Annotated in this window: 14 protein-coding genes; 5 read left to right on the top strand and 9 right to left on the bottom strand. The window is 64.6% G+C overall.

The genetic code is table 11. The annotated features are described in order from the left end of the window. Nucleotides 1–27 precede the first annotated feature (27 nt). The 9 genes from FIV09_RS14720 to coxB form a co-directional block, all read right to left on the bottom strand. Nucleotides 28–612, bottom strand: coding sequence for a GNAT family N-acetyltransferase (locus FIV09_RS14720; RefSeq protein WP_152451010.1), 585 nt, complete (start codon nt 610–612; stop codon nt 28–30). Next, the gene (locus FIV09_RS14715; protein WP_152451008.1) at nt 612–1,874 is read right to left on the bottom strand and encodes a pitrilysin family protein; all 1,263 of its coding nucleotides are present in this window, start codon (nt 1,872–1,874) and stop codon (nt 612–614) included. The genes FIV09_RS14720 and FIV09_RS14715 overlap by 1 nt, the downstream gene beginning before the upstream one ends. Beyond that, complete coding sequence (gene thrC, locus FIV09_RS14710) at nt 1,871–3,259, bottom strand: threonine synthase (protein WP_152451006.1); 1,389 nt, start codon at nt 3,257–3,259, stop codon at nt 1,871–1,873. The genes FIV09_RS14715 and thrC overlap by 4 nt, the downstream gene beginning before the upstream one ends. Further along, on the bottom strand, nt 3,256–3,978 hold the full coding sequence (locus FIV09_RS14705; protein WP_254702239.1) for an SURF1 family protein: 723 nt from the start codon (nt 3,976–3,978) through the stop codon (nt 3,256–3,258). The genes thrC and FIV09_RS14705 overlap by 4 nt, the downstream gene beginning before the upstream one ends. Before the next feature lie 206 nt (nt 3,979–4,184). Then, nucleotides 4,185–4,985: a cytochrome c oxidase subunit 3 gene (locus FIV09_RS14700; protein ID WP_152451004.1), complete on the bottom strand. Its 801-nt coding sequence runs from the start codon at nt 4,983–4,985 to the stop codon at nt 4,185–4,187. Nucleotides 4,986–5,015: 30 nt separating this feature from the next. Then, nucleotides 5,016–5,600: a cytochrome c oxidase assembly protein gene (locus FIV09_RS14695; protein ID WP_152451002.1), complete on the bottom strand. Its 585-nt coding sequence runs from the start codon at nt 5,598–5,600 to the stop codon at nt 5,016–5,018. Further along, the gene (locus tag FIV09_RS20475; RefSeq protein WP_172975745.1) at nt 5,600–5,773 is read right to left on the bottom strand and encodes a hypothetical protein; all 174 of its coding nucleotides are present in this window, start codon (nt 5,771–5,773) and stop codon (nt 5,600–5,602) included. Before FIV09_RS20475 ends, FIV09_RS14695 begins: the two co-directional genes overlap by 1 nt. Further along, nucleotides 5,770–6,714, bottom strand: coding sequence for a heme o synthase (gene cyoE, locus FIV09_RS14690; protein ID WP_152451000.1), 945 nt, complete (start codon nt 6,712–6,714; stop codon nt 5,770–5,772). Before cyoE ends, FIV09_RS20475 begins: the two co-directional genes overlap by 4 nt. A 74-nt stretch (nt 6,715–6,788) precedes the next feature. Next, on the bottom strand, nt 6,789–7,688 hold the full coding sequence (gene coxB / locus FIV09_RS14685; RefSeq protein WP_152450998.1) for a cytochrome c oxidase subunit II: 900 nt from the start codon (nt 7,686–7,688) through the stop codon (nt 6,789–6,791). Nucleotides 7,689–7,871: 183 nt separating this feature from the next. Between coxB and tldD the strand changes: the two genes are divergently transcribed. The 5 genes from tldD (at nt 7,872) to topA (ending at nt 14,275) form a co-directional block, all read left to right on the top strand. Continuing rightward, the gene (tldD, locus tag FIV09_RS14680; protein WP_152450996.1) at nt 7,872–9,293 is read left to right on the top strand and encodes a metalloprotease TldD; all 1,422 of its coding nucleotides are present in this window, start codon (nt 7,872–7,874) and stop codon (nt 9,291–9,293) included. A gap of 128 nt (nt 9,294–9,421) precedes the next feature. Then, nucleotides 9,422–10,609, top strand: a complete 1,188-nt coding sequence (gene dprA / locus FIV09_RS14675; protein WP_152450994.1) for a DNA-processing protein DprA — start codon at nt 9,422–9,424, stop codon at nt 10,607–10,609. 185 nt (nt 10,610–10,794) lie between these two features. Then, entirely contained in the window at nt 10,795–10,953 is a 159-nt protein-coding gene (locus tag FIV09_RS20470; protein ID WP_172975744.1) for a hypothetical protein, read from the top strand. A gap of 321 nt (nt 10,954–11,274) precedes the next feature. Then, the gene (locus tag FIV09_RS14670; protein ID WP_152450992.1) at nt 11,275–11,508 is read left to right on the top strand and encodes a hypothetical protein; all 234 of its coding nucleotides are present in this window, start codon (nt 11,275–11,277) and stop codon (nt 11,506–11,508) included. Nucleotides 11,509–11,695: 187 nt separating this feature from the next. Beyond that, the gene (topA, locus tag FIV09_RS14665) at nt 11,696–14,275 is read left to right on the top strand and encodes a type I DNA topoisomerase (RefSeq protein ID WP_152450990.1); all 2,580 of its coding nucleotides are present in this window, start codon (nt 11,696–11,698) and stop codon (nt 14,273–14,275) included. Nucleotides 14,276–14,356 lie beyond the last annotated feature (81 nt).

The following is a 14,356-nucleotide window of genomic DNA, read 5'->3' as shown; positions in this document are numbered from 1 at the left end:
GGCCGGGACCTTTGGCGGGGCTGCGGCCTAGCCGACTTGCGTCTTGCCGCGACGGTCGAGGCGCAGGGCCGCGTAAAGGACATGGGTGCGCCAGCGGCCGTTGATCTGCAGGTAGCTTTGCGCCACGCCCTCGTACTTGAAGCCTGAGCGTTCCAGAAGACCGCGAGATGCCACGTTCTCAGGCAGGCAGGCGGCTTCGATCCGCGACAGGTCCAGACGCTCGAAGGCGTAGTGCACCATCGCCTCGATCGCCTCGCGCATATAGCCCTGCCGCGCGAAGGGCGCGCCGATCCAATAGCCCATCGTGCCCGATTGCGCGGGCCCCCGGCGGATATTGTCGAGGGTGAGCGCGCCCAGAAGCGACTGATCTTCGCGCCGGATAAGGAAGACCGGCACCGCCGCGCCGCCCGAGATCGAGCGGTTCGCCCAGTAGACGCGGTTGGTGAAGGCGCGCCGTGTCAGGTGATCGCCTGCCCAGGTCGGCTCCCACGGGGTGAGGAACTCGCGGCTGTCCTGGCGCAGCGCCGACCAGGCGTTGAAATCACCGTGCACGGGCGGGCGCAGCGTCAGCCGCTCGGTCTCGATCTTCAGTTTCCGGCGGCGGTTCAGCATCAGGCGGCGCGGGCGGCGTTCAGATCGTCAAGGCTGGGCGCGTCCGAGACCGGGCCGTAAAGTGCCATGGCTGCAGGCGCGCGCGTCGCGAGGTTTTCCGCAAAGATGCGGACATCTTCGAGGGTGACGGCGTCGATCCGGGCGACGGTGTCCTCGAGCGGCGGGACCTTGCCCCAGATCTGCACCATGCGGGCCTGCCGTTCCGTACGGGCGGAGGCCGACTCGAGTCCCATCAGAAGCCCGGCCTTGAGCTGTGCGCGGGCGCGGTCGAGCTCTTCGCTGCGGATGTCGGAGGCCGCGCGCTTCATCTCGTCGATGACAAGGTGGGCGAGGGCAGGGACTTCGTCCGCGGATGTGCCTGCATAGATCGTCGTGGTGCCCGTGTCGGCATAGGCGCCGGAGGTGGCGAAGATCGTGTAGCAGAGGCCGCGTTTTTCGCGCACCTCCTGGAACAGCCGCGAGGACATTCCGCCGCCGAGCACGGTCGAATAGATCTGCGCGGGATAGAATTCGGGCGCGCGGTAGCCGGGGGACTCAAACGCCAGCGCGAAATGCGCCTGTTCAAGCGCGCGGGTCTCGCGGACCTCACCGCCACCGAATTGCGCGGGGTCGGCTTCGCGGAAGGCGCGCGGCGCCATGTCTCCGAAGAGTGCTTCGGCCTGTTTGACGATCCGGTCGTGATCGACAGCGCCGGCCGCCGACAGGATCAGCTGATCGGGGCCGTAATGTTCGTCCACGAAGGCCGCGAGATCGGATTTTGCAAAGCGCGAGACATTGGCTGAGGGGCCGAGGATCGACCGGCCGATGGCCTGACCGGGATAGGATGTCTCCTGCAGCCAGTCGAAGATGATGTCGTCGGGCGTGTCGCGGACCTGACCGATCTCCTGCAGGATCACGTGGCGCTCGGTCTCGATCTCGCGCGGGTCGAAGACGGGGTTGCGGAGGATATCGGCAATGAGTTCCAGCGCGAGGGGCACGTCAGGCTCCAGCACGCCCGCGAAATAGGCCGTGGTCTCGCGCGATGTATAGGCGTTGATGTAGCCGCCCACATCCTCGATCTCCTCGGCGATCTTCAGAGCCGAGCGGGAGGCCGTGCCCTTGAAGGCCATATGTTCGAGGAAATGCGCGATGCCGTTTTCCGTCTCGCGCTCATGCCGACCGCCCGCCGAGACCCAGATGCCGAGGGCTGCGGATTTCAGGTGCGGCATGTGTTCGGTGACGATGCGGAAGCCGTTGGGCAGCGTGGTGATGCGGGAGGTCAAAGGGCGATACGCTCCTTGATGAGGGTTTCAAGCTTGGTGAGGTCGTTCTCGGCGCGGGTCATGCGCTCGGGCCGGTCGAAGAGATCGGCCATGCGCGCAGGAAGAGGTGGGCGGATGCCGGACGCCTTTTCGACCGCGTCGGGGAATTTCGCGGGATGCGCGGTGGCGAGCGTGACCATCGGCACGGCGGGGTCGAGATGCCGCTCGGCTACGTGGACACCGATGGCGCTGTGCGGGCAGAGCAGCTCGCCCATCGTCTTGTGCGCGCGGGTGATCATGGCAAGGGTTTCGTCTTCCGACACGCGGCCAGAGGTGAAATCCTCGCGCAGTTTCTCGAGCGCGCCTTGGCTGACGTGGAAGCCGCCCGCTTTCAACTCGTCCATGAGCTGGGCGATGGCCGCGCCGTCGCGCCCGTAGGCGTCGAAGAGCGCGCGTTCGAAGTTGGAGCTGACCTGGATATCCATCGAAGGCGAGATCGAGGGTTCGACCTTGTCGGTCTTGTAATCGCCCGTCGACAGGCAGCGGTGCAGGATGTCGTTCTGGTTGGTGGCGACCACCAGCTTGTCGATGGGCAGGCCCATGCGCTTGGCGATATAGCCCGCGAAGATGTCGCCGAAATTGCCCGTGGGCACGGTGAAGCTGACCTTCCGGTCAGGTGCACCGAGCGCCACGGCGGAGGTGAAGAAATAGACCACCTGGGCCAGCACGCGGCCCCAGTTGATCGAGTTGACGCCAGCGAGCCGCACCGCGTCGCGGAACTCGAAATGATTGAACATGTCCTTCAGACGCGCCTGACAATCGTCGAAATGCCCGTCGAGCGCGATGGCGTGGACGTTGCTTTCCGTCGGTGTGGTCATCTGGCGGCGCTGCACGTCCGAGACGCGGCCATGGGGATAAAGGATGAAGACATCGACCGCATCGAGGCCCCGGAACGCCTCGATCGCCGCGGATCCGGTATCGCCTGAGGTCGCGCCCACGATGGTGACGCGGTCGCCGCGACGCTTCAGCGCTTCTTCGAACATCTGGCCGATGAGCTGCATCGCGAAGTCCTTGAAGGCCAGGGTCGGCCCGTGGAAGAGCTCTGCCAGGAAATGGCCGGGTGCCAGTTGCACCAGCGGCGCGCGGGCGTCGTGGCCGAAGCTCGCATAGGCGTTCTCGATGAGGCGCATGAAGGTGGCATCATCGAAGGCATCGCCCACGAAGGGGCGCATCACGCGGTAAGCGACTTCCTCGTAGGGCAGGCCATGGAGCGCGCGAATATCGGCGTGGGACATCTGCGGGATCGTCTCGGGCACATAGAGGCCGCCGTCGCGGGCGAGGCCCGACAGCATCGTCTCCTCGAAGCCGAGCGCGGGGGCCTGCCCCCTGGTCGAGACGTATTTCATGTGGCGGAGCCTTTCGCGGTTTTGCGCGTGCGGGCGATGTAGAACACAGTCATACCCGCCCAGATCGCGGCGAGCGAGAACCATGTGATCGCGTATTGCAGGTGGTCGTTGGGGATGCCGGTGATCGACACGGGCAGGGGCTGGATCGTGGGCGCGGGCGGGGTTTCGCCCTTGGCGATCACGAGAAGCGGTTCGGTTTGCAGTGCATCGGCCATCGCGCCGATATCGCGGGCGAACCAGATATTTGCGTCGCGGTCGTTCTCGGGGGTCGAGGAGGTGCGATCATCGGGCCAGTGCAGATTGCCGGTGATCGTGGTCTTGCCTGTGCGGCGCTCCTGCCTCTTGGCCTCGTTCGGGACATAGCCACGGTCGAGCAGAATGGTCCGGCCATCGTCGGTCGTGAAGGGCGCGATGATCCGGTAGCCGGCACCCTGCGCCTTGGTCGAGACCAGCACATGCACCTCGCCCTCATCGATCGTGCCGCTGAGAGCCACGGGCTGGTAGCGCTGGTCGCTGGGCGCGATCACGGTCGGCAGCGGTTCAGGCGCGCCGTCGATGCGGGCTTCGATCTCGGCCAGAATGCCCTCTTTCCAGGCAAGGCGCTGCACCTGCCAGGTCCCGAGCGAGATCAGGATGGCACAGCCGATCAGACCGAAGAGAAGGGGGGCGATGAAGCGCATGGGGTCGGGCGGAATCCGCTTGTTTGGCTGGAGGATCATCTATCGTCTGGCGCCAGCGGGTTCAATGGAGGGCGTTGCGGCGTTGGTCGGGGCGGTGGGTTTTCACCCACCCTACGCAGGCAGTGCGCGTTGGAATGTGTTCGACGAAAGCCAAATCCCGGACATGCGAACGCCCGGCCAAGGGACCGGGCGCTGCGAGGATCTCGCTGGCGTAGGGTGGGTGAAAACCCACCTGCCGTAGAAGCTTAGCCGCCCCAGACGTAGACCGCTGCGAAGAGGAACAGCCACACGACGTCGACGAAATGCCAGTACCAGGCAGCCGCCTCGAAGCCCACGTGCTTGGTCTGCGTGAAGTGGCCGCGCTGCAGGCGCAGGAGGCAGATGAACAGGAAGATCGTTCCGATGATCACATGCGCGCCGTGGAAGCCCGTCGCCATGAAGAAGTTGGCGCCGTAGATGTTGCCGGAGAAGCCGAAGGCCGCGTGGCTGTACTCATAGGCTTGGAAGACCGTGAAGATCAGGCCCAACACGACGGCAAGGATCAGGCCGTTCTTCATGTCCTTGCGGTTGTTCTCGTGCACGAGCGCGTGGTGCGCCCAGGTCGCCGCCGCACCCGAGCAGAGCAGGATCAGCGTGTTGATCAGCGGCAGGTGCCAGGGGTCGAAGGTCTCGATGCCCGCGGGCGGCCAGACACCGTCCACGGCGGGGCTTTCGGGGCCCATCGGGTACATGGCGTGTTTGAAGAACGACCAGAACCAGGCGAAGAAGAACATCACCTCGGACATGATGAACAGGATGAAGCCGTAGCGCAGGCCGATCTGCACGACGGGCGTGTGATCGCCCACCTGGCTTTCGGCGATGACATCCGACCACCAGGCGAACATCACGTATAGGACGCCCACGAGGCCGATGAGGAACAGCCACGGGCCGCTGTCCTTCATCCAGAGCACCGCGCCGAAAAGCATGACGAAGCCCGACACCGCCCCGAGGAACGGCCAGATGGAGGGGTTCAGGATGTGGTAGTCGTGATTTTTCGCGTGCGCCATGTTTATTCCCTCGCTCGCTTTCGCGTTTGATTAGTTTGTTTCGGTCTCGCCGGCCCCGGTATCCGCGTCAACCGCTGCCACGTCTTCCGGCAGGTCGATTTCGTAGAATGTGTAGGACAGCGTGATATGTTTGAGGTTCTTCGCGTCGGCATCCTCGATGATGGAGGGGTCCACGAAGAAGTTCACGGGCATCTCGACCCGCTCACCGGGCATCAGCACCTGCTCCTCGAAGCAGAAGCACTGCACCTTGGAAAAGTAGCTGCCCGCGATGAAGGGCGCGACATTGTAGCCCGCCTGACCCGCAATGGGCCGGTCGGTCGGGTTATAGGCCTCGTAGAAGGCCAGCCCGTCGCCACCGATCTTGACCGTCATCTCGGTCTGCATCGGACGGAATTCCCAGCCGAAGCCTTTTTCCGTGTTGGCGTCGAAGCGCACGGTGATTTCCTGGTCGAGCACCGTTTCGGACGACGCCGTGGCCGTTCCGGTCGTGCCGCCATAGCCGGTGACCGCGCAGAACCAGTCGTAGAGCGGCACGGACGCCCAGGCCATGGCGCCCATGAAGGTCGCCACGCCGACGAGTTGGGTCACGGTCTTGGTCTTTGCGTCCATCGCCATCACTGATCTCCGATGATCGTGGAATTGGCGCGCGGCACCTCGAAATCGCCGCGTGTGACCTTCACGAAGGTCAGGCCGAAGACGATACCGATCAGTGCCACGAGCGTCAGGCCGACGCCCAGGTTGCGGCTGAACCGGCGGGTGTGAATTTCGTGTTTATGCGTGAGGCTCATAGGAAGACCTCCCAGGTCAGTCCGACGCGCGCCAGCGCCTGATCGGCGAGGATCGCGCCAAAATGTGCGAAGAGATAGAGCAGCGACAGTTTGAAGAACTTGCGCTCCACGAGGTAGTTGTCCGCCTCGGCCATGTCCTCATCGCGGCGCCAGATCTGGACGGCGCCCTTGAGGAACAGCGCGTTCAGCACCAGCGCGGAGGCGAGGTAGACCGGGCCTGCAACGGCGGTCACGCCCATCGCGAGCGCCAGTGCGGCCAGCAGAACGGTGTAGATCAGGATGTGACGTCGCGTGGCCGGGCGGCCATGGGTCACGGTCAGCATCGGCACGCCCGCATCGTCGTAGTCGGAGCGCATGAAGAGGGCGAGCGCCCAGAAATGCGGGGGCGTCCACATGAAGATCAGCGCGAACATCAGCACCGATTCAACGGAAACGCCGCCCGTGGCCGCGGCCCAGCCGATCATCGGGGGGAAGGCGCCTGCCGCACCGCCGATGACGATGTTCTGCGGCGTCGCGCGCTTCAGCCACATCGTGTAGATCACGGCATAGAAGAAGATGGTGAAGGCCAGGAGGCCTGCAGCGACCCAGTTGGTCGCGAGGCCTAGGAACACCACCGAAAAGACCGACAGGGCCAAGCCGATGGCCAACGCCTCGTCGCCGGTGACGCGGCCCGAGGGAATCGGGCGCTTCGACGTGCGGCGCATCACCGAATCGATATCCGCATCCCACCACATGTTGAGCGCGCCGGAGGCGCCACCGCCGATCGCGATGAACAGGATCGCGCAGAAACCGACGAAGGGATGCACGCCGACCGGTGCGGCCAGCAGGCCGACAAAGGCCGTGAACACCACAAGCGTCATCACGCGCGGCTTCAGCAGCGCGAAATAGTCGCTGAATTGCGGTTCGTCCTCATAGGCGGTTTGCAGCGATGCGTCGGTCATTCAGGCACTCGAAGGGTCGGAGGGGAAGGGGGCGGCGCGAGGGATCCCGCGCCGCTCCGGATCTTGGGATCAGATCACTCGGCCGAAGCGATCTGGATCGGCGCGTCCGTGGCGGGTGCAGCTTCGTTCGAGGCGTATTCCTCGCGCATCTGCTCCAGCCACTGGGCGTATTCCTCTTCGCTGACCACTTTCACGGTGATCGGCATGTAGGCATGCGCGATGCCGCAGAGCTCGGAGCACTGGCCGAAATAGATGCCTTCACGCTCGGCTTCGAACCACAGTTCCGCCAGACGACCCGGGATGCCGTCCTGCTTCACGCCGAAGGCCGGGATGGTCCAGGAGTGGATCACGTCGCCGCCGGTGACCTGCACCACGACGGTCTTGCCCACGGGCACGACGACCTGGGTGTCGGTGGCGAGCAGGAAGTGCTCGGGCTCGTAACCGGCCTCCACAAGCTGCATCTCGACTTCCTCATTATAGGAATTGTCGCCGCCGGTCGCGGGCGAGCCGATCATGTAGCTGTCAAAGGAGAAGCCCTCTTCGGGGTATTCGTAGCCCCAGTACCACTGGTAGCCGGTCGCCTTGATGAAGACGTCGCCTTCGGGGATTTCCTGCTGCTTGAAGAGAACCGGCAGCGAGAAGGCGCCGATGAAAACGAGCACGAGGATCGGCACCAGCGTCCAGGCGATCTCCACGGGCGTGTTGTGCGTGAAGGCCGCGGGTGTCGGGTTGGCCTTCTTGTTGTAGCGCACGATGCACCACAGGATCAGGCCGAGCACGAACAGAACGATCGCGGTGATGATGATGTTGATCATCCCGTCGAGCCATTGCAGGTCCCGCGCCAGTTCGGTTACGGCGGGCTGAAAGCCCATGGCGCCGGCGGAGGGGGCGCCGACAACCTCGTCGCTCTGGGCGAAGGCCGGTGCGGCAAAGGTGGCCGCAAGCAGGCCTAGGAGCATCGTTTTAAGTCGCATATGTCACCTTGATCGGTTCTGTCGTTCCAGCGTCGGTCGGGGTTCGCGCCGCATTCTGCGGTATGCAATGGAATCCCCGGATTGTCTCTGCGACGCTTCAAACCATATTCTTACATCCAGATAAAGATGGATGCTTGCGGCAAAGAGCCGCTTTCGCTCAATCCGACCAAAGAAGGACCCACCATGTCAGACGCGCCGTTCCGCCCGCTAGAGACGCATCTCGACCGTGACGCCGCCCTGTCGCGTCTGCGCCAGGCGCTTGAGGGCGCGGAGGATGGCGAGCTCTTTTTCGAGCGTAAACGCAGCGAGGGCGTGGTTTTCGACGATGGCCGCGTGAAGGCGGCCAATTACGACGCCTCCGAGGGCTTCGGTCTGCGGGCCGTGAAGGGCGAGGTCGCAGGCTACGCCCATTCGACCGAGATTTCCGAGGCCGCACTGGCCCGCGCGGGCGAAACGGCGCGGCTGGCCATCGGCGACGGGGGCGGAGTGATGGCACCGGCCCCCCAGCCCACGAATCGCAGGCTCTATACCGATGCGGACCCGATCGCGGGTCTGAGCTTCCCCGCCAAGCTGGAGACCCTGCGCGACATCGACGCCTTCCTTCGGGATCTCGATCCGCGCGTCGTGCAGGTGTCCGCCTCGCTTGGTGCGTCGATCCAGGAAGTGACCATCCTGCGTGCCGATGGCGGCGTGGTCAGCGACACGCGGCCCATGACCCGGCTGAACATCAGCGTCATCGTCGAGGAGAATGGCCGCCGCGAAAGCGGCACGGCGGGCGGCGGCGGGCGCGTCCTGCTCGACGGTCTCGTGGACCGCGCGGATTGGGAAGCCAAGGCGCGGGAGGCCTTGCGTATAGCGCTGATGAACCTCTCGGCCGAGGCCGCACCTGCGGGCGTCATGGACATCGTTCTGGGCCCCGGCTGGCCCGGCATCCTGCTGCACGAGGCGGTGGGGCACGGGCTCGAGGGGGATTTCAATCGCAAGGGCTCCTCTGCCTTCGCGGGTCTCATGGGGCAGCGCGTGGCGGCACCGGGTGTGACCGTGCTTGATGATGGCACGATCCCCGACCGGCGCGGGTCGATCACCGTGGATGACGAGGGCACGCCCTCGGGCAAGAACGTGTTGATCGAGGACGGCATCCTCGTGGGCTACATGCAGGACCGCCAGAACGCGCGGCTGATGGGGGTGGAGCCCACGGGCAACGGGCGGCGCGAGAGCTATGCGCATATCCCTATGCCACGAATGACCAATACCTACATGCTGGGCGGGACCGCCAAGCGCGAGGACCTGGTGGCGGAGCTGAAGGACGGCATCTACGCCGTGGGTTTCGGCGGCGGGCAGGTCGACATCACCAACGGCAAGTTCGTCTTCTCCTGCACGGAGGCCTACCGCGTGAAGAACGGCAAGGTGGGCGCTCCGGTGAAGGGCGCGACGCTGATCGGGGACGGCGCCACCGCGCTGCAGCACATCCGCGGGCTCGCCGATGACATGGCGCTCGATCCGGGCATGGGCAATTGCGGCAAGCAGGGTCAATGGGTGCCGGTGGGCGTGGGCCAGCCCTCCGTTCTGATCGGAGGGCTGACGGTGGGCGGCGCGCAGGGCTGAGACCCGCGCGCTCGTGGCGGGCCGCCGCAAGATTTTCGCAGGCCCGCCGCATTGATGCCGCTGCCCTTAAGGGCTTGTTAACGCCGCGTGCCCTATACCTGATTCTGCAAGCAGACGGGGACGGGCGAATGGCCGAAGACCATCCTTCTTCCACTCACCCCCCAATCCCACCCACCACGGAAGACGACCGTTTTGACCGGCTCCGTCTCTTGCGCTCCCGCCGGGTGGGCATTGCCACCTACCTCCGGCTCATGGCGGAGCATGGCAGCGCGCGGGCGGCACTCGATGCCTTGCCCGATGTGGCGCGCGGTGCCGGGCTTTCCGATTATCACATCTGTCCCGAAGGCCTCGTGGCCGCGGAACTGCGCGCAGGCCGCACGGCGCGGGCGCGGCTGATCTTCCAGGGCGAGACGGATTATCCTGCGGGTCTGAACGATCTTGACGATGCGCCGCCGATGATCTGGGCTGTTGGCGACACGGCCGTTCTGCAACGCCCACTCGTCGCGGTGATCGGCGCGCGCAACGCCTCCTCGCTGGGGCTGCGCATGGCGCGATCCCTGTCGACCGATCTGGGCGCGCAGGGCATGGTCGTGGTCTCGGGCCTCGCGCGCGGTGTCGATGCCGCGGCCCATGCCGCATCGATCGGGACCGGTACGGTCGCCGTGATGGGCGGCGGGGTCGATGTGCTCTACCCGCAGGAAAACGCGCGGCTAGCCGAGGATATCGTCGCGGCGGGCGGGCTTCGGATCAGCGAGCAGCCCATGACGCTGGCCCCGAAGGCAAGGCATTTTCCCATGCGGAACAGGCTGATTTCGGGCCTCGCGCGCGCCGTCATCGTCGTGGAGGCGGCGCTCAAATCCGGCTCGCTGATCACGGCCCGCGCAGCCCTCGACCAGGGGCGCGACGTGATGGCCGTGCCGGGGCATCCGTTCGACGCGCGAGCGGGGGGCTGCAATGCGCTGATCCGCGACGGCGCGCAATTGGTGCGCGGCAGCCGGGACGTGCAGGAAGCTTTGAACCTGTCGGACAGCCCGGCGAACACAGCGCATGGCGCGCGCCTGCGGGCGGCACGCGATCTGCGTCCGCCATCAGAGGTGGCGCAACCGTCGGTGCCAGCAGCGCCGCCCCTGCGCGAGATTGCAAATCTGCATCGCCAGATACTGCAAAGGCTGGGCCCGTCGCCGATTGCCGAAGATCAGCTCATTCGTGATCTGGGGCATCCGCTGGGACAGATCGGGCCTGTGCTGACGGATCTTGAACTCGACGGTCGAATCGCTCGCGCACCGGGGGGGATGCTCGCGCTCAAAGAGGCATGATGCGACGCCGAGGCCGCAACATTGCGCTTAATTCATGTCGTCGCGTTGCCCAAGAGAAACAAAAACAGCCCTCTACAATGCGTAATTGATGCGAAGCCTTGCGCGCCAAGGCATGTGCTTTAGACTTTTCCACACGCCGGATTGCTGCAGATCTCGGAAAATTTTAACAGATAACGGGACATACAATGAAAAAAGTCGCATTGCTGCTCGCCGCGACGCTCGGCCTTTCCGCTTGTGCGGAAGAGGTCTTCACCGTCGAAATCACCGTGGATCCGATCCTCGCCAAGGATGGTACGGTCGTCGATTACCGCCCGACGGTGATGGCGCCGGTTGAGGAAGACTAAGACCTTCAGGGGGTCAGGCTGACAGGCTGAAAACCTTGGACTATCGAGCGCGTCGCATATCTGTGCGGCGCGTTTTTTCGTGGTCCAGGCGGCCAAAGCCCTGCCGAACAGACCGGATGGTGTACAGAAATCGGCCTGCCCCTTGGGCGATAAACCACTGCAGCTTCATGGACTTGGCAAAAGGTTCCCTTTCATTTCTGCAAACATGCCTTCTTTCCGCGCTTTGGTTGATGCCGGTTAGGATCGCCTTAGCCTCTTTCGCCAGCAACACGGTCGATACCGCGACCGGACACTGAGAACGTGAAACGAGGACATGATACTATGACTTTCAAGACGCTCGCCCTGATCTCCGCTTCCGCCCTGACGCTGGCAGCTTGTGCCCAGCAGGAAGAGCCGCAGCCGATGGCCGCATCGACGACGCCGATCTACGCCAAGGACGGCACGATCATCGGCGAACGCCCTGTCGTGGCTCCCTCCGACGATGACGACCTTGTTTCGGGCGATATCGAGCCGGTCGACAGCGTGCTCGAGCCGGACTTCTCGGAAGACGATTAAGACTGATTTGTAGTCGGCCGCCCGCATTTTCGGGCGCCGGTACAGCGATGACAGAGCCCGCAGGTCCCGGATCTGCGGGCTCTTTTTCGCCCGCAACACGCGCCGCAAGGGCCGTGGTTTGACATTGCCTCCTTGCACCCCACGTCCAGCGCGGCCATATCTGCCCCGTCTTTTCAGAGGTTTTTTCATGCCCGTTGTCGTCGTCGAGTCCCCCGCCAAGGCCAAAACGATCAATAAGTATCTGGGCTCCGATTACACGGTGCTGGCCTCTTATGGTCACGTCCGGGATCTGCCGCCGAAGAACGGATCGGTCGATACGGATAACGGCTTCGACATGACCTGGGAGATCGCAAATGACAGCCGCAAGCACGTCAAGGCGATCGCGGATGCGCTGAAGGACGACAACGCGCTCATCCTCGCGACGGACCCCGACCGCGAGGGCGAGGCGATCTCGTGGCACCTCAAGGAAGCGCTGACCAAGCGCCGCTCGATCAAGAAGGACACCGCCGTCAGCCGCGTGACCTTCAACGCGATCACCAAGGACGCGGTGACCGAGGCGATGAACAACCCGCGCGACATCGACGCGCCGCTCGTGGAGGCGTATCTGGCGCGTCGGGCGCTCGATTACCTCGTGGGGTTTAACCTCTCGCCGGTGCTGTGGCGGAAATTGCCGGGCGCGCGGTCGGCAGGCCGGGTGCAATCGGTGTGCCTTCGTCTCATCGTCGAGCGCGAGATGGAGATCGAGGCCTTCCGGGCGCGCGAATACTGGTCGGTCAAAGCGCAGCTGAAAACGCCGCGCGGGCAGGTCTTCGAGGCACGTCTCGTCAGCCTCTCGGGCAAGAAGCTCGACCGATACGATCTGGAGAACGAGACACAGGCCGAAATGGCCGTGCAGGCCATCACCAGCCGCGACCTGTCGGTTACCTCGGTGGAAGCCAAGCCCGCCAATCGCAACCCCTCGGCCCCCTTCATGACCTCTACGCTGCAGCAGGAAGCCAGCCGCAAGTTCGGAATGGGCGCCAAGATCTGCATGTCGACCGCCCAGCGTCTCTACGAGGCGGGGCACATCACCTACATGCGGACGGACGGCATCGACATGGCCCCCGAAGCGGTGAGCGAGGCGCGCGACGCGATCAAGGACCGGTTTGGGCCGGAATACGTGCCGTCCTCGCCGCGGATCTACAAGAACAAGGCCAAGAATGCGCAGGAAGCGCATGAATGTATCCGCCCGACCGACATGACCAAGGATGCCGACAGCCTCGGGCTGCGCGATGCGGACCAGAAAAAGCTCTATGACCTGATCTGGAAGCGCACGCTGGCCTGCCAGATGGAGGCCGCGCGGCTTGAACGCACCACCGTCGAGATCGGCAGCCGCGACGGCGAGGTGGGCCTGCGCGCCACCGGCCAGGTCGTGCTGTTCGACGGTTTCCTGCGGGTCTACGAGGAAGGCCGCGACGATGTCGTCGATGATGATGACAAGCGCCTGCCGCAGATCATGGAAGGGGAGAAGACCGCCAAGGAGGGCGTCACGCCCGAGCAGCATTTCACCCAGCCGCCGCCGCGCTACACCGAGGCGACGCTGGTCAAGAAGATGGAAGAGCTCGGCATCGGGCGTCCCTCGACCTATGCCAGCGTCATCTCGACGATCCAGGATCGCGAATATGTCCGCAAGGACAAGAACCGACTCTTCCCGGAGGATAAAGGCCGGATCGTCACGATCTTCCTTCTGAACTTCTTCAAGCGCTACGTGGAATACGATTTCACCGCGGCGCTCGAGGCCGAGCTCGATGATGTCTCGGCGGGCGAGGGGGATTACAAGGAACTGCTGGCGAAGTTCTGGCGCGATTTCTCGGCGGCCATTGCCGAGACGTCGGAGCTGCGCATCGCCGAAGTGCTGGATGTGCTGGATGACGCGCTGGCGCCGCAGCTCTACCCGCCGAAGGAGGACGGAAGCGATCCGCGCCTCTGTCCCTTGTGCGGGGAGGGTAGCCTGCACCTCAAGACCTCGCGCTCTGGCGGGTTCGTCGGCTGTTCGCGTTATCCCGAATGCCGCTACACCCGGCCCATCGGGGGCGATGCCGCCGAACAGGGCGACCGGGTTCTGGGCGAGGATCAGGGCGATGAGATCTCGCTCCGGTCGGGGCGTTTCGGGCCTTACGTGCAGCGCGGCGAGGTGACTGAAGAGAACAAGAAGCCGCCACGCGCGTCGCTGCCCAAGGGCTGGTCGCCGGACGACATGAATCTCGAGAAAGCGCTGACGCTCCTTTCTCTGCCGCGCGAGGTGGGCAAGCATCCCGAAGATGGCGAGCCCATCGAGGCGGGCATCGGCCGCTACGGGCCCTTCGTGAAGCACGGCAAGCTTTACGCGAACCTCAAGGAGGTCGATGAGGTCTTCGAGATCGGCATCAACCGCGCCGTCGACGTGCTGGCCGAAAAGGCCGCCAAGCGCGGCGGGGGACGGGCCGCGGCCAAGGCGCTCAAGGAATTGGGCGAGCATCCCGAAGCGGGCGGCGCGATGAACGTGATGGACGGGCGCTACGGGCCCTACATCAAGTGGGAAAAGGTCAACGCGACCCTGCCCAAGGACGTTCAGCCCGAGGATGTGACCGTCGCCATGGCGGTGGAACTGATCGCCGAGAAAGAGGCCAAGTCCGGCAAGGGCAAGAAGAAGGCCGCGCCCAAGAAGAAGGCGGCGGCCAAGAAGCCTGCGGCAAAAAAGCCTGCCGCCAAAAAGCCCGCGGCGAAAAAGCCCGCCGCGAAGGAATAGCGGCACGGGCGATATGCGCGGCGGCCCTTTCGGGTCTGGCCGCGTATCGCCGCACGGGCGCGCGCTGCTCGAGAAAATTGC

Source organism: Roseivivax sp. THAF197b (assembly GCF_009363255.1).
Classification (GTDB): domain Bacteria; phylum Pseudomonadota; class Alphaproteobacteria; order Rhodobacterales; family Rhodobacteraceae; genus Roseivivax.
Note: the sequence above shows the minus strand (reverse complement) of the source record. Positions and strands in the feature narration are given on the sequence as shown.